Genomic DNA, 24,458 nt, shown 5'->3' with positions numbered 1-24,458 from the left:
CACTCCGTGCCCTGGGGCTGCCTGGGCCGTGGCACAATCCCGCTCCCCTTGCGCTGGCGCAGTCTCCTGGGCGTTCAAGGGGCCCTTCCCTCTCCCGTGGTGGGCCGAAGGAGCCTTGTGCTCCCGCATTTCCACCCGGTGCATTCCCGGGGTCCAGCCCTGGCTTGCGCCTTGCTTCCCCTTCTCTTTTGCAGACTCTCCCATGCCCCTCCTGAAGGACACCACGCTCGGCATTGACTTTGGCACCTCGAACTCGGCCATGGCGGTGCGCCAGGGGCGCTCGCCCGCGCGCATGATCGCGCTGGAAGGGGAGGGCGTCACCTTGCCCACGGCGCTGTTCTTCAACGCCGAGGACCACCGCACGCACTTTGGCCGCGATGCCGTAGGCCAGTACCTTGCAGGCACCGAGGGGCGGCTCATGCGCTCGCTCAAGAGCCTGCTGGGCAGTGCGCTGCTGCAGGACAAGACGGCCGTGCACAACCAGCTCATGAGCTACCAGGACATCATCGGCCTGTTCCTGCGCATGCTGGCCAAAAAGGCGACCGAGGCGCTGGGCGCCATGCCCGGACAGGTGATGATGGGGCGGCCCGTGCACTTCGTGGATGACGACCCGGCGCGCGACCAGCAGGCCGAGGATTCGCTGCGCAAAGCGGCGCTCGATGCCGGCTTTGAGAACGTGTCCTTCCAGTTCGAGCCGATTGCCGCCGCGCTCGACTACGAGCAGCGCATCAGCCACGAGTCGCTGGTGCTGGTGGTGGACATCGGCGGCGGTACTTCGGACTTCACCGTGGTGCGCCTGGGGCCCGAGCGCCTGGCGCAGGGCTCCGACCGCGCTGCAGACGTGCTGGCCACCACGGGCGTGCATGTGGGGGGCACCGACTTCGACCGGCGCCTGAGCCTGGAGCTGCTGATGCCCATGCTGGGCTTTCGGCACCTGGGGCCGACCGGGCGCGAAGTGCCCAACCGCGTGTTCTTCGACCTGTCGACCTGGCACCTGATCCAGTGGCTGTACGCGCCGCGCGCGCTGCGCGATGCCCAGAACCTGCGCACCGACTATGCCGACCAGCGCCTGCATGCGCGGCTGATGACGGTGCTCAACGAACGCCTGGGCCACCGCATGGCCAACACGGTGGAGCAGGCCAAGATCGCCGCCTCGCTGTCGGATGCATCGGCACCCATGGCGCTGGACTGGATCGAGCCCGCGCTGGCTTCGGCCATCACGCCCGAAGGGCTGTCGCAGCACCTGGCCTCGCCGCTTGAACAGGTGGTGGCCTGCGCGCAGGAGTGCGTGCAGCTCGCGGGCCTGGCACCGCGCGGGCCGGACGCCATCTACCTCACGGGGGGCTCATCGGCATTGCGGCCGCTGCGCGAGGCGCTGCGCCAGGCGTTTCCCGCAACGCCGCAGGTCGAAGGCGACCTGTTCGGTGGCGTGGCCGCTGGCCTGGCGGTGTCGGGCCGCTGAAGCTTCGGTTCAGCCTTCCTCGCTCTTTTTCCAGGTGAGCGCCGTGTCGTAGAGCACGTTGCGCGAGGTGCCGGTGATTTCTGCGGCCAGGCGCACCGCTGTCTTCAGCGGCAGTTCGGCCAGCAGCAGGCGCAGCACGCGCAGGCTCTCGCCATCATCGGCGGCCACGGGCACCGGGTGCAGCAGCACCACGAATTCGCCACGCGAGCGCTGGGGCGCGCCTTCGAGCCAGGCGGTGAGCGCCTGCGCGGGTTGGGTCACCACCTCTTCGAACTGCTTGGTCAGCTCGCGTGCCAGGGTCACGGGGCGCTCGCCCAGCACTGCAAGGGCCTGCGCCAGCTCGCCGATGCGGTGGGGTGCCTCCAGCAGCACGACGCAGCGCGGCTCGCTGGCCAGTTGGGCGATGGTGCTGGCGCGCTCGGCGTTCTTCACCGGCAGAAAGCCCACAAACACGAAACCGCCATGCTCGGCGCTGTGCGCCACGGCGCCCGCCACGCTCAGCGCCGTGGTGATGCTGCTGGCCCCGGGCAGGGGCAGGGCGCGCAGGCCCGCCGCCTGCACGGCAGCCACCAGGCGGGCGCCCGGGTCGCTCACGCCCGGGGTGCCGGCGTCGCTCACATAGGCCACGCGCTGGCCCTGCTGCAGGCGCTGCACCACGTTCTGCGCGGCCTCGACCTCGTTGTGCTGGTGCACTGCCAGCAGCTGCGAGGTGTTCTTGTCGACGCCGTAGGCGCGCAGCAGCGACTGGGTGTGGCGCGTATCCTCGCAGGCCACGGTGTCGGCCATCTGCAGCACGTGCAGGGCACGCAACGTGATGTCGGCCAGGTTGCCGATGGGTGTGGCCACCACATACAGAGCCCCTTGCGGATAATGCTGCGCAGCCGCCGCATCGCGTGCGGCATCAAGGGCGGAAGCGAAAGAGGCGCTCAATGAAATTCCTTGGGTTTGGACGAAAGCAGGCCGTTGCAGAGCCGGCGCCCGCCACCGGCGGGGGCACCACGCGGGCGCAAGGCAACGCGGCGGAGGACCGCGCCCTGGCGCATCTGCAGTCTGCCGGCCTGCAACTGCTTGAGCGCAATTATCGGACGCCTGGGCGCGGCGGGGGCGAGATCGACCTGGTGATGCGCGAGCGCGATGGCACGACCGTGTTTGTGGAGGTGCGCAGCCGTGCCAGCCAGGCCTTTGGTGGGGCCGGGGCGAGCATCGGCGCCGTCAAGCAGCAGCGCATCGTGCTCGCGGCGCGGTTCTACCTGATGCGCCTGGCTTCTCCGCCGCCCTGCCGCTTCGATGTGGTGCTGGTGGAGGAGCTGAAGGTGCAATGGCTCAAGGCGGCTTTCGATTCCCAATGAGCATCGGGTTCGTGACCAGGGGCAATGCCCTGTGCAGCCTAAACCCTTTGCTACAAAATTTGCGGCAAAAGCTGTAACACGCGGCGGGTATCATCGGGCCTCCATGCTTGAGCAACGCATCCAACAGCACTTCATCGACAGTGCCGATCTGAAATACCAGTCGGCCCAGACCCTGAGCACCCCCATCGCGGCGGCAGTGCAGGCCATCCTGGCCTGCGTGACCAGCGGCGGCAAGGTGCTGGCCTGCGGCAATGGCCCCTCGGCGGCCGAGGCGCAGCAGTTCGCCGCCTTCTGCGTGGCGGGCTTCGAGCGCGAACGCCCCGAGCTGGCCGCCCTGGCCCTCACGGCCGACAGCACCCTGCTGACGGCCTGGTTGCCCGGCGCCCAGGACGTGGGGGCGCAGCAGTTTGCCCGCCAGGTGCGGGCACTGGGCCAGGCGGGTGACCTGCTGCTGGTCCTGTCGGTCAGCGGCAACGACGCCAACCTGCTGGCAGCGACCGAAGCGGCGCACGAGCGCGACATGACGGTGGTGGTGCTCACCGGCCGCACCGGCGGGCAACTGGCGGCCGTGCTGCGCGAGACCGATGTGCTGGTCTGCGTGCCGCATGACCGCGCCGCCCGCGTGCGCGAAGTCCACGCCCTGGTGCTGCACTGCCTGTGCGATGGCGTGGACGCCCAGTTACTTGGTGAACAGGAGATACCGCTATGAAGCAAACCGTGACCCGTACCCTCTGCACGGCCCTGGCCGCTGCCGCCCTGGCAGCCAGCCTGTCGGCCTGCGCCCCGCTGATCGTGGGGGGCGCCGTGGTGGGCAGCATGATGGCCGTGGACCGCCGCACGACGGGCACCCAGGTCGAGGATGAAGGCATCGAGCTGCGCGCCGCCAACCGCATCCGCGAGGCACTGGGCGACCGTGCCCATGTGAACGTGACCAGCTACAACCGCCAGGCCCTGCTGACCGGTGAAGTGGCCACCGCACAGGACCGCGAGACCGTCGAGCGCATCGTGACCGGTGTGGAGAACGTGCGCTCGGTGGTCAATGACCTGGCCGTGCTGCCCAATACCTCGCTGGGCCAGCGCTCCAACGACACCATGATCACCGGCAAGGTGCGCGCGAGCTTCGTGGATGCGGCCGACATCTCGGCCAACGCCTTCAAGGTGGTGACCGAGCGCAACATCGTCTACCTGATGGGCCGCGTCACCCAGCGCGAAGCCGGCCGCGCCACCGAGATCTCCCGTGGCGTGAGCGGCGTGAGCAAGGTCGTGCGCGTGTTCGAGATCGTCACCGAAGAAGAACTGCGCCGCAACGCGCCGGCACCCGCGCCGGTCACCACCGACACCGCGCCCGCTCGTTCGCTCTGACCTCTGTTTGGGGCATGGCATTTGAAACTGGCACTGCCCAAGCCAGTGCCTCCGTGCAAGGGCCGCCCCGCCGCACCGGGGGCGTCCCCCTCCCGACTCGCGCAGCGAGGAGAGAGAGGGGGCTGAGGGCCGCGGCTCCAAGCCTGCCTGCGCAGGCTTGGACGTGCCCAAAGAGCGGCCGCCTCTGGCGTACGCACCGAGGCGCGAAGCGACTCAGGGGGTGTTTACTTCAAGCGCTTGACCAGGCTGGAGGTGTCCCAGCGGTTGCCGCCTATGCCCTGCACGTCGGCATAGAACTGGTCCACCAGCGCGGTGACGGGCACGCGCGAGCCATTGCGCCGGGCTTCGTCGAGCACCAGGCCCAGGTCCTTGCGCATCCAGTCCACGGCAAAGCCGAAGTCGAATTTGCCGTCGACCATGGTCTTGCCGCGGTTGTCCATCTGCCAGCTCTGCGCTGCGCCTTTGCCGATCACGTCCAGCACCTGCTTCATGTCCAGGCCCGCGTTCTGGCCAAAGGCCACGGCTTCGGACAGGCCTTGCACCAGCCCGGCGATGCAGATCTGGTTGACCATCTTGGCCAACTGGCCCGAGCCGCTGGCGCCCAGCAGCGTGAAAGCCCGCGCAAAGGCCATGGCCACAGGCTGGGCGGTCTCGAAGGCCGCAGTGTCGCCACCGCACATCACGGTGAGCAAACCGTTCTGCGCACCCGCCTGGCCGCCGGATACCGGTGCATCGACGAACTGCAGGCCCGCAGCCTGCGCTGCGGCGTACAGCTCACGCGCCACCTCGGCCGACGCCGTGGTGTGGTCCACGAAAATGGCGCCGGCCTGCATGCCCGCGAAGGCGCCGTCGGCACCCAGGGTGACTGAGCGCAGGTCGTCGTCATTGCCCACGCAGCAGAACACGATGTCAGCGCCTGCGGCCGCCTCGCGGGGCGTGGCGGCCTGGCGTGGTGCCTGGCTGTCGGCGAACTCCTCGCACCAGGCGGCCGACTTGGCGGCCGTGCGGTTGTACACGGTGACTGCGTGGCCCGCCATGGCCAGGTGGCCGGCCATGGGGTAGCCCATGACGCCCAGGCCCAGGAAGGCGACCTTGCGCGAAGGGGTGGCGTCGTAGCTGCGGGGATTGGTGCTTGGCATGGGATTCGGTCCGTGATGGGGTCAAAAAAAAGCCCGCCCTCATGGGCGGGCGAGTGTGTGTGGTTCTGCTCGGTACTTGTTGTAGGGTGAAAACTCAGACGATCGCGAAATGCTCGGTGCCCTGGGCCAGGTCCGGCGACTTGGCGCGCTGGCTGTTGAGCTTGATCTGCAGGCGCAAGTCGTTGAGCGAGTCGGCGTTGCGCAGCGCGTCTTCGTAGCTGATGACGTTGGCCTCATAGGCGTCGAAGAGCGCCTGGTCGAAGGTCTGCATGCCCAGGTTACGGCTCTTCTTCATGATCTCCTTGATCTCGGAAACATCGCCCTTGAAGATCAGGTCCGAGATCAGCGGCGTGTTGAGCATGATCTCCACGGCCGCAGCGCGGCCCTTGCCGTCCTGCTTGGGGATCAGGCGCTGGGAGACCATGGCGCGCAGGTTCAGCGACAGGTCCATCAGCAGCTGAGCGCGGCGTTCTTCGGGGAAGAAGTTGATGATGCGGTCCAGCGCCTGGTTGGCACTGTTGGCGTGCAGCGTGGCCAGGCACAGGTGACCGGTCTCGGCAAACGCCACGGCATGCTCCATGGTCTCGCGGTCGCGGATTTCGCCCATCAGGATCACGTCGGGCGCCTGGCGCAGCGTGTTCTTGAGTGCGGCTTCCCAGCTGTCGGTATCCAGGCCCACCTCGCGCTGCGTCACCACGCAGTTCTTGTGCGGATGCACGAACTCGACCGGGTCCTCCACCGTGATGATGTGGCCGAACGAGTTCTCGTTGCGCCAGTCCACCATGGCGGCCAGCGTGGTCGACTTGCCCGAGCCCGTGGCACCCACCAGGATGCACAGGCCGCGCTTGGCCATGGTCACTTCCTTGAGCACCTGGGGCACGCCCAGGCCATCGATGGTGGGCAGCGTGAGCGGAATCGTCCGCATCACCATGCCGACCTTGCCCTGCTGGATGAAGGCATTCACCCGGAAGCGGCCGATGCCTGCGGGCGAGATCGCGAAATTGCATTCCTTGGTGCGCTCGAAGTCGGCCACCTGCTTGTCGCTCATGACGGCACGCGCCAGCGTGAGCGTGTGGTTGGGCGTGAGCGGCTGCGGCGACACCTTGGTCACCTTGCCATCGACCTTGATGGCCGGTGGAAACTCTGCCGTGATGAACAAGTCGCTGCCGTTGCGGCTGACCATCAGCTTGAGCAGGTCGTTGATGAATTTACTGGCCTGATCGCGTTCCATCAGAGTTTCTCCCTTGGGGTCCTGGTCTGCCGGACGGTCATTGTCATTTCTGGTTGTTGTCGCTCAGGCGGGCACTCACCACGCGCAGGCGCAACGACAGTTTGCGGGCCAGCAGCGCAATCAGGCTGGCCGCGAGCTGGGGGTCCTTGGTCATCATGTCGTCCATGGCTTCGGCGCTCAGCACGGCGATCTCGCAGTCGGTGAGCGTGGTGCAGGCCGAAAAGCGGATACCGCTGTCCAGCAGCGACATTTCGCCCAGGATGTCACCGGGCCGGGTCTCGGCCAGGCGCAGGTGCTCGCCCCAGGGCTGTACGCGGTCCACGGCAATGGTGCCGGTGAGCAGCACCACCATGAAGTTGCCGTACTCGTCCTGGCGGATCACGTCGCGGTTGGAGGGGATGGCGGCAAACTCGAAAAAGCGCTCCATGCGCTCCACGGCGTCCTTGTCCAGGTGGGCCATGTACTTGTCCTTGGCCCACAGCCCCTGCAGCAGCTTGCCGCCGCGGCTCGTGGGCAGGCGCTTGGCCCCCACCTCCACGGCGCGGGCCTCCCAGGGCACCAGCATGGAGTCGTCCACCCCCTGGCCGGCAAAGGCCGTGGAGAACAGCACGGAATCGGTGTTGTCCTCCGCCGGCTTGTTGCCGATCGACTTCATGCGCAGAAGGCCGAGAATGCCTTTCATAGTGTGCTCCGTAGTGCGGCGCACTGCGCCGCCGTGTCGTCTGTCAATGTGGGGAAATGGCAGCCTTGGCTGGCCTGCGAATGCCCCATTGTGCTGCGGGTTCTGCCGCCGCGCATGAAACCGGCGCGGCCCGGGCCAGCGGCCGCCGCGCAAGGGCCGCCCCGCCGCGCTGGCGGCGTCCCCTTTGAAGGGGAAGGCGCGAAGCGACTCAGGGGAGGGCTCATGGTCACCCGGGGAAGTTTTCCGGAATCTTGGCCTTGCCGCGGGCTTCTGCGGGGCTGATGATGTTGCGGCGCACCATGTCGGTGAGGTTCTGGTCCAGTGTCTGCATGCCCACGCTGTTGCTGGTCTGGATGGTGGAGTACATCTGCGCCACCTTGGCCTCGCGGATCAGGTTGCGGATGGCGCTGGTGCCCAGCATGATCTCGTGTGCGGCCACGCGGCCCGAGCCGTCCTTGGTCTTGCACAGCGTCTGCGAGATCACGGCCTGCAGCGATTCGGAGAGCATCGCGCGGACCATTTCCTTTTCCTCGGCGGGGAACACGTCGATGATCCGGTCGATGGTCTTGGCGGCGCTGGAGGTGTGCAGCGTGCCGAAGACCAGATGGCCCGTTTCGGCGGCCGTCATGGCCAGGCGGATGGTTTCCAGGTCGCGCATTTCACCCACCAGGATGGCGTCCGGATCTTCGCGCAGGGCGGATTTCAGCGCGGCGGCGAAGGACAGCGTCATCGGGCCGACTTCGCGCTGGTTGATCAGGCACTTCTTGGATTCGTGCACGAACTCGATCGGGTCTTCCACCGTGAGGATGTGGCCGTATTCGGTTTCGTTGAGGTAGTTGACCATGGCGGCCAGCGTGGTGGACTTGCCCGAGCCCGTGGGGCCGGTCACCAGCACCAGGCCGCGCGGCTTCAGGGCCAGGTCGCCGAAGATCTTGGGGGCATTGAGCTGCTCCAGCGTCAGGATCTTGCTCGGAATCGTCCGGAACACGGCGGCTGCGCCCCTGTTCTGGTTGAAGGCGTTGACGCGAAAACGGGCCAGGCCCTCGATTTCGAACGAGAAGTCGACTTCCAGGAACTCCTCGTAGGTTTTTCGCTGGGAGTCGCTCATGATGTCGTACACCATGCCGTGGACCGTCTTGTGGTCCAGTGCGTCGACGTTGATGCGCCGAACGTCCCCGTGGACCCGGATCATGGGCGGCAGGCCTGCGGAAAGGTGCAGGTCGGAAGCCTTGTTCTTGACGCTGAACGCCAGCAGCTGGGTAATGTCCACGGGATCCCCTCTATCGTTTGGTACGCTTGCCAATCATTATGACCACGATTGATAACAACCTCCAACAGGTTATGCGACGTATCGCACAGGCGTGCGCTGCTGCCGGGCGCGATCCGGCCGAGGTGTCGCTGCTGGCGGTTTCCAAGACCTTCGGTGCCGACGCGGTGGCCGAGGCCGTGGCCGCAGGCCAGCGGGCCTTTGGCGAAAACTACATCCAGGAGGGGGTGGAGAAGGTGGCAGCCCTGCGCCAGCTGTCGCCCGCCAGCCTGCAGTGGCACTGCATCGGCCCCATCCAGAGCAACAAGACGCGCCTGGTGGCCGAACATTTCGACTGGGTGCACACGGTGGATCGCCTGAAGATCGCCGAGCGCCTGTCGGCCCAGCGCCCCGAGCACCTGGCCCCGCTGCAAGTGTGCATCCAGGTCAACGTGGATGGGGGCGACACCAAGTCCGGCGTCCCCCCCGAGGAGGCGCTGCCTTTGGCCCAGGCTGTGGCGAAACTGCCACGGCTCGTGGTGCGCGGGCTCATGAGCATCCCTGACCATGCCCCCGATTTCGAGGTGCAAAAGGAATTGCACCTGCGCGCGCAGCGCCTTTTTGGGCAGATCAAGGCCAGCGGCGAACCGGGCCTGGCGGACTTTGACACCCTGTCGATGGGCATGACGGCTGATCTGGAGGCTGCTATCCATGCGGGCGCCACCCTGGTGCGGGTGGGGACCGGCATCTTCGGCGGGCGGACGTATCCCGCCGGCTGAACCCCGGGGTCAGTTCCCGGTGAAGATTGCCACGCAGTCCAGCGCGGCCTTGATGTCGGCGTCGCTCACATCCAGGTGGGACACCCAGCGCAGGCGGGTCTGGCCGGCGTAGAGGCCGCTGGTCACGCGCACGCCGTGCTGGGCCAGCCAGGCGGTGAAGGCGGGGGCCACATCCGTGTGCAGGTCGGTGAACAGAATGTTGGTCTGCCAGGGGTGCACGGTGATCTTGCCGCGCAGCACCGGGTGGCTGCGGTTGGCCTCGGCCAGGCCCTCGGCCAATTGGGCCAGCCGGGCGTGGTCGTCGGCCATACGGCGCACATGGTGCTCCAGTGCATAGCGGCCGGCCGCGGCCAGCACGCCAGCCTGGCGCATGCCGCCGCCCAGGATCTTGCGCGTGCGCCGCGCCTGGCGGATGAAATCGTGCGATCCCAGCACCAGCGAGCCGATGGGCGCGCCCAGGCCCTTGCTCAGGCACAGCGAGGCCGAATCGAAGTGGCTGCACAGGGCGCGGGCCTCGTCGTACACATCGGTGCCGGCCTTCGCCGCATTGGCCGTGGCGGCGTTGAACATGCGTGCGCCGTCCAGGTGCATGGCCAGACCGCGCTGGCGTGCCAGCGCGGCCACCTCGGCCACGTAGGCCGGGGGCAGCACCTGTCCGCCCGTGGTGTTTTCCAGCACCACCAGGCGGGTGCGCGCGAAGTGCGGGTCGTCAGGCTTGATGGCGGCGGCGATGTCGGACAGGCGCAAGGTTCCGTCAGGCTGGGTCTCCACGGGCTGGGGCTGGATGGAGCCCAGCACCGCCATGCCACCGGCCTCCCAGCGGTAGGTGTGCCAGCTCTGGCCGACGATGGCTTCGTCGCCACGCTGGCAGTGGCCCCACAGGGCGATCAGGTTGGTCTGCGTGCCCGAAGGCGCGAACAGAGCGGCCTCGAAGCCCAGCAACTGCGCCGCGTATTCCTGCAGCGCGTTCACGGAAGGATCGTCGCCAAACACGTCGTCGCCCAGCGGGGCATCGAACATGGCCGCCCGCATGGCGAGCGTGGGCTGGGTGACGGTGTCGCTGCGAAAGTCGGGCATGGGGCTTCTCGGAGGCTGTGGAAATGCAAGGCATGGTAGCGGGCACCGATGGCGGGTGGAACCTTGGGGGTTAATGCGCCTGGGCCGTTGTCCCCTGCGTACCACCTGCGGCGCGCAGCGCGCGCCAGAATGCCGTGCCACTTGCCCGACCGGAAAGCCCCCATGCCGTCTGCCCCTTCTCCGATGTTCCACAAAGTCCTGGTCGCCAACCGCGGCGAGATCGCCCTGCGCACCGTGCGCGCACTGCAAGACCTGTCCATCGCCAGCGTGGCCGTGTACGCGCAGGACGATGCCCAGGCGCCCCACGTGCGTGCGGCCGATGCGGCGGTGGCGCTTGGGGCCACGGGCCCGGCGGCCTACCTGGATGGCGCGAACCTCATCGCCATCGCGCGCGCCCAGGGCTGTGATGCCGTGCACCCGGGCTATGGCTTCCTGAGCGAACGCGCCGACTTCGCGCGTGCCTGTGCCGAGGCCGGTCTGCGCTTCATCGGCCCCACACCTGAACAACTGGCACTGTTCGGCGACAAGGCCCGGGCGCGCGCAATGGCACTGCGCTGCGGCGTGCCGCTGATGCCGGGCACGCAGGCCGCCATCACGCTGGAGGAGGCCTTGCAGTTCTGGCAGGCGCAGGGTGGCGCGGGCATCGTGGTCAAGGCCATCGGCGGTGGTGGCGGACGCGGCATGCGCGCCGTGCAGTCCGCCGATGAGTTGCCGGCTGCCTATGCGCGCTGCCGCAGCGAGGCGCTGGCGGCCTTCGGGGTCGATGGCGTCTACGTCGAGCGGCTGATGGCCGGGGCGCGCCATATCGAGGTGCAGGTGCTCGGCGACGGGCGCGAGGTGATGTCCCTGGGCGAGCGCGAGTGCACGCTGCAGCGGCGCTTCCAGAAGCTGGTGGAGGTGGCGCCCAGCCCCTCGCTGCCTGCACCGCTGCGCGAACGCATCGTGGCGGCAGCGCTTGCCATGGCGCGCGAGGTGGCGTACGAGGGCCTGGGCACCTTCGAGTTCCTGGTGGACCTGGCGTCCGAGACGCTGCCCTTCGTCTTCATCGAGGCCAACCCGCGCCTGCAGGTGGAGCACACCATCACCGAGGAAGTCACGGGCGTGGACCTGATGCAGACCCAGATTGCATTGGCGGCCGGCCGGAGCCTGCGCGATCTGGGGCTCGACCCCGGTGCGCCGCCCGTGGTGCAAGGCTTTGCCCTGCAGTGGCGCATCAACGCCGAAACCCTGGATGCGCAGGGTGGCGCCATGCCGGGCAGCGGCCCGCTCACGCGCTTTGATCTGCCGGCCGGACCGGGCATCCGCGTGGACACGCATGGCGTGGCGGGGGTGGCCCCCTCGCCGCACTACGACACGCTGCTGGCCAAGCTCATCGTGCACACGCGCAGCCCCCGCTTTGCCGACGTGCTGCGCCGCTCCCGGCGCGCGCTGGCCGAATGCCGGATCGGCGGCGTAGCAACCAATGTGGCGTTGTTGCGCGCGCTGGCCGCACGGCCCGAAATGGAAAGCCAGCAGGTGCACACGCGCTGGCTGGAGACGGTGCTGCCCGAGCTGCTGGATGTGGCGGGGCACCTGGCGGATGAGCCCCTGGCTGCGGCCGCTGGTCACGAGGCCGCGCAGCCAGAATCCGCACCCGAAGGGGCGGTGCTGGCACCCATGCCTGCGCGGCTGGTGCAATGGTCGGTGGCCGAGGGCGATGTGGTGGCCGCCGGGGCCGAGCTGGCCGTGCTCGAAGCCATGAAGATGGAGCATGTGCTGCTGGCGCCGCATGCGGGCCGGGTGCGCGCACTGCTCGCGGTGCCGGGCGGCTACCTGGTACAGGGCCAGCCGCTGCTGGTGCTCGACGCAGCGCAAGGCGTGCAGGCCGTGGTGGAGGACGCCGCTGCGGCGCAGGGCGCCGACCACATCCGCCCCGACCTGCAGCGCGTGCTTGATCGCCACGCCTTCACGCTCGACGCCGCGCGCCCCGAGGCCATGGCCAGGCGCCGCGCCCAGGGCGGGCGCAGCGCGCGCGAGAACATTGCCGACCTGTGCGACGAGGGCAGCTTCATCGAGTACGGCGCGCTGGCCATTGCCGCGCAGACGCGCCGGCGCAGCCTGGACGACCTGGTCGCCAACACGCCGGCCGATGGCATGGTCACGGGCATCGGCGGCATCAACGGTGCCGAGTTCGGGCCCGAGAAATCGCGCGCGGTGGTCCTGTCGTACGACGCCACGGTGCTGGCCGGCACGCAGGGCGCGCGCAACCATGCCAAGACCGACCGCATGCTCGCCATTGCCCTGGCGCAGAAGTTGCCCGTGGTGCTGTTCGCCGAAGGCGGGGGCGGGCGGCCCGGTGACACCGACATGCCGGTGGTGGCCGGCCTGCACGTGCACACCTTTGCCAGCTATGCCGCGCTGTCGGGCCAGGTGCCCGTGGTGGGCATCGCCGCGGGGCGCTGCTTTGCCGGCAATGCGGCGCTGCTGGGCTGCAGCGACGTGGTCATCGCCACGCGCGCCAGCAACATCGGCATGGGTGGGCCCGCCATGATCGAGGGCGGGGGGCTCGGTGTGTTCAAGCCAGAGCAGATCGGCCCGAGCCGCGTGCAGCATGCCAATGGTGTGATCGACGTGCTGGTGGAGGACGAAGCCGGCGCGGTGCGTGCGGCGCGGCACTATCTTTCGTTCTTCCAGGGGCGCGTGGCGCAGTGGGCTGCGCCCGACCAGCGCCTGCTGCGCGCTGTGGTGCCCGAGAACCGGATGCGCGTGTACGACACGCGCGTCGCCATGATGGGCCTGGTGGACGAAGGCAGCCTGCTGATGCTGCGCACCGGCTTCGGCGCCGGCATCCACACGGCGCTGGCGCGCATCGAGGGGCGCCCCGTGGGCCTGCTGGCCAGCAATCCGCTGCACCTGGGCGGCGCCATCGATGCGGATGCAGCCGACAAGGGCGCGCGCTTCATGCAGCTGTGCAACGCCCATGGCCTGCCGTTGGTGAGCCTGGTGGACACGCCCGGCTTCATGGTCGGCCCCGAGGTGGAGTCCACGGCCCAGGTGCGCCACGTGAGCCGCCTGTTCGTCACCGCCGCGAGCCTGCGCGTGCCCTGCTTCAGCGTGGTGCTGCGCAAGGGCTACGGCCTGGGCGCCATGGGCATGACGGCCGGGGGCTTCCATGCCCCCGTGTTCACCGTGGCGTGGCCCACGGGCGAGTTCGGTGCCATGGGGCTCGAAGGCGCCGTGCGCCTGGGCTTTCGCAAGGAGCTCGAGGCCGTGCCCGAGGGGGCGGAGCGCGACGCCTTGTTTCAGAAGCTGGTGGCACGCCAGTACGCCAATGGCGAGGCCCTGCACATGGCGGCGACGCTGGAAATCGACGCCGTGATCGACCCGGCAGATACCCGCGCCTGGCTTGCGCGGGGCTTGGCATCGGCCCAGGTGGCGCCCATGGGGCATCGCTTTGTCGATACCTGGTAGCCACGCCGGTGTGAAAGGGCCATGCTAAGCTGGCCGGCTGATTGAGGCGCCTGCGGCCGAATGGTCGCGTGCTGCCCTGTGCCCCTTCCAATGGAGATTTTTCCCATGCCCGGACTGCTGCCCGATATCGACCCCGACGGCCTGCTCGAATTCTCGGTGGTTTACACCGACCGCGCGCTCAACCACATGTCCAAGCGCTTCACCGGCGTGATGCAGGACATCCTGGCCACGCTCAAGCAGGTCTACAACGCCCACACCGCCGTGCTGGTGCCCGGCAGCGGCACCTTCGGCATGGAAGCCGTGGCGCGCCAGTTCGCCAACAACGAAAAAGTGCTCATCGTGCGCAACGGCTGGTTCAGCTACCGCTGGAGCCAGATCTTCGACGCGGCCGGTGGCCTGGGCGGCGGTGCCGTGGTCTGCAAGGCGCGCAAGCAGGGCGATGGCCCGCAGGACGCGTGGGCGCCGTGCCCGGCCGACGAGGTGGCGGCTGCCATCCGCGCCGAGCGGCCCAAGGTGGTGTTCGCACCGCATGTGGAGACGGCCAGCGGCATCATCCTGCCCGACGACTACCTGCGCACGCTGACGGCGGCCGCGCACGAGGTCGGCGCGCTGTTCGTACTCGACTGCGTGGCCTCGGGCGCGATGTGGGTGGACATGCAGGCCACCGGCGTGGACGTGCTGATCTCGGCCCCGCAAAAGGGCTGGAGCGGCTCGCCCTGCTGCGCCATGGTGATGCTCAGCGAGCGGGCGCGCCAAGCCATCGAGGGCACGACCAGCAGCAGCTTCTCGTGCGACCTCAAGAAGTGGATGCAGATCGCCGAGGGCTACGAAAAGGGCCAGCATGCCTACCACACGACCATGCCCACCGATGCACTGGTGCGCCTGCGCGAGGTGATGCTGGAGACGCGCGAGTACGGCTTCGACAAGGTGCGCGACGAGCAGATTGAGCTCGGCGCCCAGGTGCGCGCGTTGCTCGAATCCAGGGGCTTCCCGAGCGTGGCGGCCGAAGGCTTCAAGGCCCCGGGCGTGGTCGTGAGCTACACCACCGACCCCGGCATCCAGAACGGCAAGAAGTTCATGGAGGTCGGCCTGCAGACCGCTGCCGGCGTGCCGCTGCAGTGCGACGAAGGCCCGGATTTCAAGACCTTCCGCATCGGCCTCTTCGGCCTGGAAAAATGGCACAACGTGGAGCGCACGGTGGGCCACCTGTCCACGGCGCTGGGCCAGATCGCGGCAGCCGCCTGAGCTTCCTCCTGCCCATGGGGCCGGCACGATGACATCCCGCACCGAGCCGGACGCCGCGCGCGCGGCGCTGCGCACGGCCAAGCGCCAGGCGCTGGCCCTGCTGCTGCTTGCTACCGCGGTGTTCATTGGCACCAGCCTGGTGGAGCGGGGCCTGGCGCTCGATTGCCTGAAGGCCGTGGCCGAGGCGGCCATGGTGGGCGCGCTGGCCGACTGGTTCGCGGTGGTGGCGCTGTTTCGCCACCCCATGGGCCTGCCCATTCCGCACACGGCCATCATCGCGCGCAACAAGGACCGCATTGGCCGCAACCTGGCCGGTTTCGTGCGCGACAAGTTCCTCGATCCGCCCTCGCTGGTGGCGCTGATCCGCCGCCACGACCCGGTCGCGCGCCTGGCCGAATGGCTGGTGGCGCCGGGCCATGCCGCGCTGCTGGGCCAACAGGCGGTGCGGCTCATTTCGGCTGGGCTCGATGCCGTGCAGGATGCCCAGGTGGAGCGCTTCATCCAGCGCGCTGCGCGCACGCTGATCGGGCAGATCGATCTGTCGCAGACCATGGCCACGGTGCTGGGCGCGCTCACGCACAACGGCCGCCACCAGGCGCTGCTCGACGATGCGCTGGCCCGGCTCATCACCTTGCTGCAGAACGAGGAGACGCGCCACCTGATCGCGCACACCATCGTGCAGTGGCTCAAGAAGGACCACCCGGTCAAGGAAAAGGTGTTGCCCACCGACTGGCTGGGCGACAAGGGATCGGCCATGGTGGCCAATGCCCTGGCCGGTCTTCTGGGCGAGGTGGCAGAGAACCCGCAGCACCAGCTGCGCGCCCAGTTCGACGATGCCGTGCAGCGCCTGGTGGCGCGGCTGCAGACCGACCCCGACTGGCAGCGCCGGGGCGAGGAGATCCGCACCTACCTGCAGACCGATGCCACGCTGGGCAGGTATGTGCAGGAGCTGTGGCAGGGCATGCGCGCGGCGCTGCAGCGCGACCTGGACAATCCCGGGTCTGCGGTGGCGCGCAACGTGCAGGCCATGGGGGGCTGGCTGGGGCAATCGCTGGCAGGTGACCCGGCGCTGCGCGAATCGCTCAATGCGCGGCTCGAGCGCTGGGTGCAGGGCCTGGCACCCGATGTGTCGGCCTTCATCGCCCAGCACATCGAGGACACGGTGCAGCGCTGGGATGCGCGTGAGATGTCGGACCTCATCGAGCTGCAGGTCGGCCGGGATCTGCAGTACATCCGCATCAACGGCACGGTGGTGGGCGGGCTCATCGGGCTGGTGTTGTTCGGCCTGTCGCACGCGGGTGAGATCTGGCGCGTGGTGCGCTAGAAAAGCTTGACCACCAGCGGCACCAGCAGCGCCGCCAACACCACTTGCAGTCCGAGAGCCAGGCCGGCATAGGCGCCCGCATCGGCATCGTCCTGCAGCGCCTGCGCAGCGCCGATGCCGTGCGATGCGGTGCCCAGCGCAAAACCGCGTGCCACCATGCCCGATGCGTCGGTGCCCACGCGCAGCCAGCCAAACAGGGTGCGGCCCGAGAGCGCGCCGACCATGCCGGTGAGCACCGCGAACAGCGCGGCCAGCGCCGGCACGCCGCCGATCTGCGCGGCCACGCCCATGGCCACGGGCGCGGTGACCGACTTGGGTGCCAGGGACATCAGCATGTCCACCGGCAGGCCCATGGCCCAGCCGAGGCCCACGGCACTCGCGGCTGCCACGCTGCCGCCGGCCAGGGCGGCCAGCAACAGGCGGCCCCAGCGCTGGCGCAGTTCGGCACGGCGTTGCCACAGCGGCCAGCCCAGGGCCACCACGGCCGGCCCCAGCAGGAAGTGGATGAACTGCGCCCCGGCAAAGAAGGTGGGGTAGGCCGTGCCCGTGGCCAGCAGCGCACCGGCCAGCACCACCACCGACCAGAGCACCGGATTGGCCCAGGCCGCATGGCCCATGCGTGCGGAAAAGGCCTGCGCCAGCACGTACACCGCCAGTGTGGCCGTAAGGCCGAACAGCGGCGCCTGCGACAGGTAGACCCAGAGCTCCACGAAGTTGGTCATTGCGTGCTGCCTCCTTGCGTGGTCGCCTCTGGCTTGAACGCCCGCAGCACCAGCACCGTGGCCGCCATGCCGGCCCAGGTGGACAGCACGATCACGATGACCAGGCGCAGGCCGTAGGCGCCCAGCAGATCCAGGTGCGTCATCACCCCCACGCCCACCGGCACGAACAGCAGCGACAGGTGCGTGAGCAGAAAACCCGCCGCCGGTGCCACGGCCCGCTGCACGGGCCCCCAGTGCAATGCCAGGAGCAGCAGCACCATGCCCACCACCGGGCCGGGCACGGGCAGGTGCAGAAAGTGCGACAGCGCCTCGCCGGCCGACTGCATCAGGAGCAGGAAGGCCAGGCCCTGCAGGCCCTTCATGGGGCTGGGGACGGGTGGCGCAGCAGTGGTGAGCGGTTGTCGCGGCACGTCAGAAGCGAGGCAGATCGGGGTGCTTGATCTGCCCCGCGCGCACCAGCATCTTGCCGTACTCCGCGCAGCGGTGCAGCGTCGGGATGACCTTGCCGGGGTTGAGCAGCCCGGCCGGGTCGAACGCATGCTTGAGGCCGAACATCTGCGCATTCTCGGCAGCAGAGAACTGCACGCACATGCTGTTGAGTTTCTCCACGCCCACGCCGTGTTCGCCGGTCACCGTGCCGCCCATGGCCACGCTGGTCTCCAGGATGTCGGCGCCGAACATCTCGCAGCGATGCAACTGGTCGGGGTCGTTCGCGTCGAACAGGATCAGCGGGTGCAGGTTGCCGTCGCCCGCGTGAAAGACGTTGGCGCAGCGCAGTTGGTATTTCTTTTCCATCTCGGCAATGGCCAGCAGGATGTCGGCCAGGCGCTTGCGCGGGATGGTGGAGTCCATGCACATGTAGTCGGGGCTGATGCGCCCACTGGCCGGGAAGGCATTCTTGCGCCCGCTCCAGAAGCGCAGGCGCTCGGCCTCGTCGCAGCTGACCGAGATGGCCACGGCGCCTGCGGCGCGCAGCACCTCGGTCATGCGGCCGATCTCTTCCTCCACCTCCTCGGGCGTGCCGTCGCTCTCGCACAGCAGGATGGCCTCGGCGTTCAGGTCGTAGCCCGCGTGCACGAAGTCTTCCACGGCGGCGGTCATCGGCTTGTCCATCATCTCAAGGCCGGCGGGGATGATGCCGGCGGCGATCACCGCTGCCACTGCGGCGCCCGCCTTGCGCACGTCGTCGAAGCTGGCCATGATGCAGCGCGCCAACTGCGGCTTGGGGATCAGCCGCACCGTGACCTCGGTGGTCACGGCCAGCATGCCTTCGCTGCCGATCACGGCGGCCAGCAGGTCATAGCCGGGCGCATCGAGCGCACCGCTGCCGAACTCCACGGCCTCGCCCTCGACGGTGAAGCCGCGCACCTTGAGCACGTTGTGCACCGTGAGGCCGTATTTGAGGCAGTGCACGCCGCCCGAGTTCTCGGCCACGTTGCCGCCGATGGTGCAGGCGATCTGGCTGCTGGGGTCGGGCGCGTAGTACAGGCCATAGGGCGCGGCCGCCTCGCTGATGGCCAAGTTGCGCACGCCGCACTGCACCACGGCCGTGCGGCTCACCGGGTCCAGGTCGAGGATGCGGTTGAACTTGGCCAGCGAGAGCGTCACGCCCAGGGCGTCGGGCATGGCCCCGCCCGACAGGCCGGTGCCCGCGCCGCGCGCCACCACCGGTACGTGCAGCCGGTGGCAGGCCTGCAGCACGGCCTGCACCTGTTCGTAGGTCTCGGGCAGGCAGACCACCAGCGGGCGCTGGCGGTAGGCGGTGAGGCCGTCGCACTCGTAGGGCGTGGTGTCTTCGGCATGCCACAGAAGGGCATGGGCTGGCACGGCGCGGGACAGTGCCTGCACCACCTCAGCCTGACGCGCTGCGCGCTCGGCTGGCGTGGGTCCGGTGGGCGCCTTGGCTGCGAGGGAGGAGAGGGAAGCGGTCTGCATGCCGCCACTGTAGGCCATGGCGGCGCCGGCCGCCGTGAGATTTTTGGAGGGCCGGTGTGAAATCCGCTGCAGGGTGTCAGCCGCCGCGCGCCAGCGGGCAGACCTGGCGGACCTCGTCGATCGGCGCTCCGGCCACCGTGATGGTCCTGTCGCTCCCTGGATCGGGCACGAAGCCCAGCGCCGCATAGAAGCGGATGGCCCGCTGGTTGGCGGCCAGCACCCACAGGCTGGCGTCGGCCTTGCCCTGTTCCAGCAACCACTCCCGGGCCTGCTGCCACAGCGCCTGGCCCACCCCCTGCGACCAGCAGGCCGGGTCCACGTAAATCGCCCAGACCTCGCCCCGGGTGGCCGGCGCATCCTTGTCGCGGCAGTCGCCGAAGGCGATCCAGCCCGCCACTGCACCGTCGCCGTCCTGCGCCAGCAGCAGCCTGGGCCGGCCTTGGACAATCGCCTGAGCCCAATAGGTTTCGCGCTGGGCGGTGGACAGGGCCGCCAGGTAGGCCGCGTCGATGATGCCCGCGTAGGCCGCCTGCCAGGCCGCCACGTGGATTCGGGCGATGGCGGCGGCATCGTCCGGTTGCGCTGGGCGTATGCGCATGCTCACACCATGATCTTGCGCAGCCATTCCGCAAAGGCCGCGCATTCCCAGCGGTCCATGGTGCCGGTGCGCCAGCACAGGTAGTGGGCGTGGGGGCTGGTGGTGTCGGTGTCGAACAGGCGCACCAGCGTGCCGTTCTCGAGCCAGGGCGCACCCAGCTTCAGGCGCACCAGCGCCACGCCCATCCCGGCGGATGCGGCGTCGCACATCAGGCCGATGTCGTTGAACTGCGAGCCCTCGCTCGGCTCGGCCCAGTCCAGGCCGGTGGCGCCGAACCAGGTGCGCCAGGGCTCCAGCGGGCTGCGCAGCAGGGCCACGCCTTCGAGGTCCTCGGGGCGATCGAACGGGCCGTGCTCGCGCACGAAGGCGGGCGATGCCAGGGGCGTGACCACGTCGCGTGCCAGTTCCACATGCTCCACGTCGGCATAGTGGCCCGCGCCAAAGCGCACCATCAGGTCGGCATCTTCGGCCACCACGTCCAGCAGCGGGATGGAGACCTGCAGCGCCAGGTCGATCTCGGGGTAGGCCTCGGTGAACTGGCGCAGGCGCGGGATCAGGATGGTGCGTGCAAACGTCGGCGTCACCGCCAGCTTGAGCCGGCGCCGGCCCGGTGCCGCCGCCGCGCCCGGAAAGCGCTGCAACGCCCCCAGCCCCTCGCGCACATGGGCCAGGTAGGCGCTGCCCTCGGTGGTCAGCGAGAAGTCGGCACGGCCGAACAGCCGCACACCCAGGATCTGCTCGAGCTGCTTGACGCGGTGGCTCACCGCGCTGGGCGTGACACACAGCTCGTCGGCCGTCTGCGTCACGCTGCGCAGGCGTGCCAGCGCCTCGAAGGTCAGCAGGCACTGGATGGGCGGGATCCGCCGCGCCGCGCTGCTGAGGAACGAAGAGGCGGGTGATGGAGCGGCCGTGGCCATCGTCGCTCTGGCGCGGGGCTCAGCGGAAAACGACCGTCTTGTGCCCGTTGAGCAGCACGCGGTGCTCGCTGTGCCACTTCACGGCGCGGGCCAGCACCTGGCTTTCGGTGTCGCGGCCGCGTGCGGTCAGGTCTTCCACCGTGTCGGTGTGGTCGGCGCGGGCCACGTCCTGCTCGATAATCGGGCCTTCGTCGAGGTCGGCGGTGACGTAGTGGGCCGTGGCGCCGATGAGCTTCACGCCCCGGTCATGCGCCTGGTAATAGGGCTTGGCGCCTTTGAAGCTGGGCAGAAAGCTGTGGTGGATGTTGATCGCACGGCCCGCAAGCTTTCTGCACAGGTCGTCCGACAGCACCTGCATGTAGCGCGCCAGCACCACCAGCTCGGCCCCTTCGGCCTCGATGATCTCGAACTGCTTGGCCTCGGCCTGCGCCTTGGTGGCGGCTGTGACCGGGATGTGGTGGAACGGCACGTTGTAGCTGGCGGCCAGCTGGTAGAAGTCGCGGTGGTTGCTGATGATGGCGCGAATGTCCACGGGCAGCAGGCCGGATTTCCAGCGGAACAGCAGGTCGTTGAGGCAGTGGCCTTCGCGGCTGACCATGAGCACGGTCTTGACGGGCTGGGCCGTGGCGTGCAGGCTCCAGCGCATCTCGTGCGGGTCGGCAAACGCGGTCAGCCGCTCCTTGAGCGTGGCATGGTCGTGCTGGCTGCAGGCGAACTGCACACGCATGAAGAACAGGCCGGTGGCGTGGTCGTTGTACTGCGCGGCTTCTTCGATGTTGCCGCCGTGCTCCAGCAGGAAGCCGGAGACAGCGTGCACCAGCCCCAGGCGGTCGGGGCAGGACAGGGTAAGGATATAGGCTTGGGTCGTCATAGCTGCGCCATTGTCGCAGCAAGGCCCGGACGGGTTTGGAAGAGGGATTTCATGCAAGAGTCGGAAGGCCCACGGTCGTTGGTTCCCTGGCGCGTGGCAGCGCTGTACCTGGTGCTGGGCGTGGTGTGGGTTTTGGTGGGAGACCTTTTGCTGGCCCACTGGGTCACGGACCCGGATGACCTTACCCGTTACCAGACCTGGAAGGGCTGGCTCTACGTGCTGCTCACCGGGGGGCTGGCCGGCTGGCTGGCGCACCGCGCACGCGAGGCCGAGCAGGCCCGGGCGCGCGTGCTTCAGGACCGGGTCGACATCGCGGCCGTGCGTGCGGCCCTGGCCACCAGCGAAGAGCGCCAGCGCCTGGCCAGCACGGTGGTGGACAACACCATCGAGGGCGTGGTGGTCACCGACGCACAGGGCCGCATCCTGTCGGTCAACGCGGCGTTCACGCGCCTGCTGGGCTATACCGAGACGGAACTGCTGGGCCAGAACCCGCGCGTGTTCAAGTCAGGCCGCCACGACAAGGCTTTCTACGACGCCATGTGGGCGTCCATCCACGGCGCCGGCCACTGGCAGGGCGAGATCTGGAACCGGCGCAAGAACGGCGAGGTCTTTCCCGAGCACATGTCGCTGAGCGCCGTGCGCGACCCTGCAGGCGCGGTGACGCACTACGTGTGCATGTTCTCCGACATCTCCGAGGAGAAGGCACAGCAGCAGCGCCTGGAGTTCCTGGCGCACAACGATGCGCTCACCGGCCTGTCCAACCGCACGCGCTTCGGCGCCGAGCTGGCCGCGGCGGTGGGCGAGGCGCGCTTGAGCGGCGAGCACCTGGCGGTGCTGCTGATCAACCTGGACCGCTTCAAGGACGTGAACGACAGCTATGGTCACGCCACCGGCGACCAGGTGCTGCAGCACATTGCGAAGAAGGTGCAGTTGGCTTTGCGCCCAGGTGACCTGCTGGGCCGCATGGCCGGGGACGAACTGGCCGTGGTGGCGCGCCACATGCGCAACTCCGAGGGCGCAGCCGCCGTGGCGTGCCAGCTGATCGCGGCCGTGGCCGAGCCCTGGCGTTCGCCCGATGGCCTGGAGGTGGTGGCCGGGGCCAGCGTGGGCATCTGCATGTACCCGACCCATGCCGACACGGTGGAGGGCCTGCAGCAGGGCGCGCATGCCGCTGTCTATGGCGCCAAGGCGCGCGGGCGCGGTGCCTGGTGCTTCTTCCACGAGACCATGACCCAGGCCGCGCGCGAGCGCCTGGCGCTGGAGTCGCGCCTGCGGCTGGCGCTGGCGCAGGGGCACATGGAGGTGTACTACCAGCCGCAGGTCGATATCGCCAGCGGCCGCATCGTCGGGGCCGAGGCCCTGGTGCGCTGGAACGACCCGGACGAGGGCCTCATCTCGCCCGCGCGCTTCATCCCCGTGGCCGAGACCTCGGGCGTCATCGGCCCGCTCGGCGAATGGGTGCTGCGCGAGGTCTGCCGCCAGGGCCGGCAGTGGCGCGATGCAGGGCTGCCGGAGGTGACGCTGGCCGTCAACGTCTCGCCGCGCCAGTTCCACCTGACCGACGTGGCCGGCTGCACGGCCGCCGCGCTGGCCGATTCGGGCTTTCCGGCCGCGCTGCTGGAGCTGGAGATCACCGAGACCGCGCTGGCCGAACGCGCCGAAGAGGCCCTGCAGGTGCTGCTGGGCCTGCGCGGCCTGGGCGTGCGGATCGCGGTGGACGACTTCGGCACCGGCTATTCCTCGCTCGCACAGCTCAAGCGCTTTCCCATCGACGTGCTCAAGATCGACCAGGGCTTCACGCGCGACATCCCGCAAAGTACCGATGACATGGCCATCAGCGCGGCCATCATCGCCATGGGGCACAGCATGGGCCTGTCGGTGCTGGCCGAGGGGGTGGAGACCCCCGAGCAACTGGCCTTCCTGCAGGAGCGGGGCTGCGACACCTACCAGGGCTACCTGTGCAGTCGGCCCTTGCGCGCGCAGGCGTTTGCTGCGCTGCTCAAGGCCCAACCCGTGTCCGATCACCGCTCCGCATAGGACGTTCCTGCGGCCAGCCTGGGCTCACGGTTTTTGCGGGGCATTGCCCCACTTCTCGCGCAGCTCGGCACAGGCATCGCGCGGCGGCAGCGCCGGTGTCGGTGCCACCAGGTCGGCATCGGCATGCGCGGCCGCCGGTTCGCCGCCCGCCCGGGCCACCACCACCTTGGTCGCCACCTGGGGGCCCAGGTGCGTGGGCACGCCCAGGCCGCGCCAGACATGGCCGGCACCGGCCACGAGCAGCACGGTCTTGCCGGGTTGCAGGGCCGAGGTGGCGGTCTGCGCCATGCTCGCGTCGCGTGCGATCTGGATGCGCGCCATGGGCGCGATCTGCGCTTGCGGCAGCAGGCCGCAGTGGCCATCGCGGATCTCGGTGTACTGGCGCTGCAGTGCGGGCTCGGGCAGGTGCGCGTCCCACTGCGCCTGGCCCATGGCGGCGCGCATCTGGCTGCGCGGCAGGTTGCCGCCCAGCACCGGCACGCCGGCGGCCACGGCCGCCATCACCACCGGGCCGTATTGGGCCCAGGGCCAGGCCTTGTCCTGCCATTGCAGGGCCGTCTGCGCCTGGGCCTCGGTCGCATCGCGCGCCAGCCCGGCGGTGCTGCCGCCCTGTTCTGCCATCTCCATCACCACGGCCGCCAGCGCGCCGCGCGCGGCCAGCCACTGCACGGCCTCGCGCTGCAGGCGCTGGTGCTCGGCGGCATCGTGCTGCTCGCCCAGCAGCAGCACGTCGGCGGGCAGCACTTGCAGCAGGCGGGCGGGCCAGGAAGGGGGCTCCTGGGCCGGCAGGGCTGCGCAGCCGGCGAGTGCGAGGGCCGCCAGCAGCAAGGGGCCCAGCCGGGCCAGGGAGGAGGTGGACAAGAAGCTTGTATGCATGCCGTAATGCTAGCGGGCGGCCATTTCCCGGCCGCCGTGCGGCGCGACCCGCAGGGCTGAGGCCACGGTGGCAGTGTGGCTATCCCGGCGATGTATGGTGCTGCCTTCGCCCCCGCATGACCGGGTTGCAGCGTGGGGGGAACCCCGTTTGTTTGA

Annotated in this window: 22 protein-coding genes; 9 read left to right on the top strand and 13 right to left on the bottom strand. The window is 69.1% G+C overall.

Annotated elements, in window-relative coordinates:
* Positions 1-202 precede the first annotated feature (202 nt).
* Positions 203-1,462 carry an Hsp70 family protein gene (locus ACSQ9E_RS26835; RefSeq protein ID WP_436219644.1) on the top strand — a complete coding sequence of 420 codons (1,260 nt, stop codon included), beginning with the start codon at positions 203-205 and terminating at the stop codon, positions 1,460-1,462.
* Positions 1,463-1,471: 9 nt separating this feature from the next.
* On the opposite strand, the gene rsmI is transcribed toward ACSQ9E_RS26835, so the two are convergent.
* Positions 1,472-2,392 carry a 16S rRNA (cytidine(1402)-2'-O)-methyltransferase gene (rsmI, locus tag ACSQ9E_RS26830; RefSeq protein ID WP_057266552.1) on the bottom strand — a complete coding sequence of 307 codons (921 nt, stop codon included), beginning with the start codon at positions 2,390-2,392 and terminating at the stop codon, positions 1,472-1,474.
* Between rsmI and ACSQ9E_RS26825 the strand changes: the two genes are divergently transcribed.
* The 3 genes from ACSQ9E_RS26825 to ACSQ9E_RS26815 all read left to right on the top strand — a co-directional run bounded on the left by ACSQ9E_RS26825 (position 2,392) and on the right by ACSQ9E_RS26815 (position 4,173).
* Positions 2,392-2,811, top strand: coding sequence for a YraN family protein (locus ACSQ9E_RS26825; RefSeq protein WP_057199804.1), 420 nt, complete (start codon positions 2,392-2,394; stop codon positions 2,809-2,811). The two genes, rsmI and ACSQ9E_RS26825, sit on opposite strands and share 1 nt — an antisense overlap.
* 103 nt (positions 2,812-2,914) lie before the next feature.
* Positions 2,915-3,520, top strand: coding sequence for an SIS domain-containing protein (locus ACSQ9E_RS26820; protein WP_436219643.1), 606 nt, complete (start codon positions 2,915-2,917; stop codon positions 3,518-3,520).
* Complete coding sequence (locus tag ACSQ9E_RS26815) at positions 3,517-4,173, top strand: BON domain-containing protein (RefSeq protein ID WP_436219642.1); 657 nt, start codon at positions 3,517-3,519, stop codon at positions 4,171-4,173. The genes ACSQ9E_RS26820 and ACSQ9E_RS26815 overlap by 4 nt, the downstream gene beginning before the upstream one ends.
* A 224-nt stretch (positions 4,174-4,397) precedes the next feature.
* On the opposite strand, the gene ACSQ9E_RS26810 is transcribed toward ACSQ9E_RS26815, so the two are convergent.
* From ACSQ9E_RS26810 to ACSQ9E_RS26795, 4 genes are all read right to left on the bottom strand, one after another.
* Entirely contained in the window at positions 4,398-5,312 is a 915-nt protein-coding gene (locus ACSQ9E_RS26810) for an NAD(P)-dependent oxidoreductase (RefSeq protein ID WP_436219641.1), read from the bottom strand.
* A gap of 94 nt (positions 5,313-5,406) precedes the next feature.
* The gene (locus ACSQ9E_RS26805; RefSeq protein WP_057199808.1) at positions 5,407-6,543 is read right to left on the bottom strand and encodes a PilT/PilU family type 4a pilus ATPase; all 1,137 of its coding nucleotides are present in this window, start codon (positions 6,541-6,543) and stop codon (positions 5,407-5,409) included.
* A 43-nt stretch (positions 6,544-6,586) separates the two neighbouring features.
* A complete protein-coding gene (locus tag ACSQ9E_RS26800) occupies positions 6,587-7,225 on the bottom strand; it encodes a cyclic nucleotide-binding domain-containing protein (RefSeq protein WP_057199809.1) in 639 nt (212 codons plus the stop codon).
* A 226-nt stretch (positions 7,226-7,451) separates the two neighbouring features.
* On the bottom strand, positions 7,452-8,495 hold the full coding sequence (locus ACSQ9E_RS26795) for a type IV pilus twitching motility protein PilT (protein WP_007855993.1): 1,044 nt from the start codon (positions 8,493-8,495) through the stop codon (positions 7,452-7,454).
* A 38-nt stretch (positions 8,496-8,533) separates the two neighbouring features.
* Between ACSQ9E_RS26795 and ACSQ9E_RS26790 the strand changes: the two genes are divergently transcribed.
* Entirely contained in the window at positions 8,534-9,250 is a 717-nt protein-coding gene (locus ACSQ9E_RS26790; RefSeq protein WP_057199810.1) for a YggS family pyridoxal phosphate-dependent enzyme, read from the top strand.
* A 9-nt stretch (positions 9,251-9,259) separates the two neighbouring features.
* Here ACSQ9E_RS26790 and ltaE read toward each other — a convergent pair whose 3' ends face one another.
* Positions 9,260-10,327, bottom strand: coding sequence for a low-specificity L-threonine aldolase (gene ltaE / locus ACSQ9E_RS26785; RefSeq protein WP_436219640.1), 1,068 nt, complete (start codon positions 10,325-10,327; stop codon positions 9,260-9,262).
* Between the two features lie 183 nt (positions 10,328-10,510).
* Here ltaE and ACSQ9E_RS26780 point away from each other — a divergent pair, with 183 nt between their 5' ends.
* The 3 genes from ACSQ9E_RS26780 (at position 10,511) to ACSQ9E_RS26770 (ending at position 16,346) form a co-directional block, all read left to right on the top strand.
* The gene (locus tag ACSQ9E_RS26780; RefSeq protein ID WP_436219639.1) at positions 10,511-13,777 is read left to right on the top strand and encodes a carboxyl transferase domain-containing protein; all 3,267 of its coding nucleotides are present in this window, start codon (positions 10,511-10,513) and stop codon (positions 13,775-13,777) included.
* 105 nt (positions 13,778-13,882) lie between these two features.
* Entirely contained in the window at positions 13,883-15,022 is a 1,140-nt protein-coding gene (locus ACSQ9E_RS26775) for an aminotransferase class V-fold PLP-dependent enzyme (RefSeq protein ID WP_436219638.1), read from the top strand.
* Between the two features lie 28 nt (positions 15,023-15,050).
* Positions 15,051-16,346 (top strand): DUF445 domain-containing protein, encoded by a 1,296-nt coding sequence (locus ACSQ9E_RS26770; RefSeq protein WP_436219637.1) that lies wholly within the window; start codon positions 15,051-15,053, stop codon positions 16,344-16,346.
* Here ACSQ9E_RS26770 and ACSQ9E_RS26765 read toward each other — a convergent pair.
* The 6 genes from ACSQ9E_RS26765 to purU form a co-directional block, all read right to left on the bottom strand.
* A complete protein-coding gene (locus tag ACSQ9E_RS26765) occupies positions 16,343-17,068 on the bottom strand; it encodes an LrgB family protein (protein WP_057266544.1) in 726 nt (241 codons plus the stop codon). The genes ACSQ9E_RS26770 and ACSQ9E_RS26765 overlap by 4 nt on opposite strands.
* Positions 17,065-17,430 (bottom strand): CidA/LrgA family protein, encoded by a 366-nt coding sequence (locus tag ACSQ9E_RS26760; RefSeq protein ID WP_057199815.1) that lies wholly within the window; start codon positions 17,428-17,430, stop codon positions 17,065-17,067. Before ACSQ9E_RS26760 ends, ACSQ9E_RS26765 begins: the two co-directional genes overlap by 4 nt.
* 49 nt (positions 17,431-17,479) lie before the next feature.
* Entirely contained in the window at positions 17,480-19,003 is a 1,524-nt protein-coding gene (locus tag ACSQ9E_RS26755; RefSeq protein ID WP_436219636.1) for an FAD-linked oxidase C-terminal domain-containing protein, read from the bottom strand.
* A gap of 76 nt (positions 19,004-19,079) precedes the next feature.
* Positions 19,080-19,601: an N-acetyltransferase family protein gene (locus ACSQ9E_RS26750; protein ID WP_436219635.1), complete on the bottom strand. Its 522-nt coding sequence runs from the start codon at positions 19,599-19,601 to the stop codon at positions 19,080-19,082.
* Positions 19,602-19,603: 2 nt separating this feature from the next.
* A complete protein-coding gene (locus ACSQ9E_RS26745; protein WP_436176534.1) occupies positions 19,604-20,518 on the bottom strand; it encodes a LysR substrate-binding domain-containing protein in 915 nt (304 codons plus the stop codon).
* Between the two features lie 19 nt (positions 20,519-20,537).
* The gene (purU, locus tag ACSQ9E_RS26740; protein WP_436176535.1) at positions 20,538-21,389 is read right to left on the bottom strand and encodes a formyltetrahydrofolate deformylase; all 852 of its coding nucleotides are present in this window, start codon (positions 21,387-21,389) and stop codon (positions 20,538-20,540) included.
* A gap of 51 nt (positions 21,390-21,440) precedes the next feature.
* On the opposite strand from purU, the gene ACSQ9E_RS26735 reads away from it, so the two are divergent.
* Positions 21,441-23,426 (top strand): putative bifunctional diguanylate cyclase/phosphodiesterase, encoded by a 1,986-nt coding sequence (locus tag ACSQ9E_RS26735; protein ID WP_436219634.1) that lies wholly within the window; start codon positions 21,441-21,443, stop codon positions 23,424-23,426.
* A gap of 24 nt (positions 23,427-23,450) precedes the next feature.
* Here ACSQ9E_RS26735 and ACSQ9E_RS26730 read toward each other — a convergent pair whose 3' ends face one another.
* Entirely contained in the window at positions 23,451-24,302 is an 852-nt protein-coding gene (locus ACSQ9E_RS26730) for a ChaN family lipoprotein (RefSeq protein ID WP_436219633.1), read from the bottom strand.
* Positions 24,303-24,458 lie beyond the last annotated feature (156 nt).

Source organism: Acidovorax sp. LjRoot118 (assembly GCF_964253575.1).
GTDB lineage: Bacteria > Pseudomonadota > Gammaproteobacteria > Burkholderiales > Burkholderiaceae_C > Acidovorax.
Note: the sequence above shows the minus strand (reverse complement) of the source record. Positions and strands in the feature narration are given on the sequence as shown.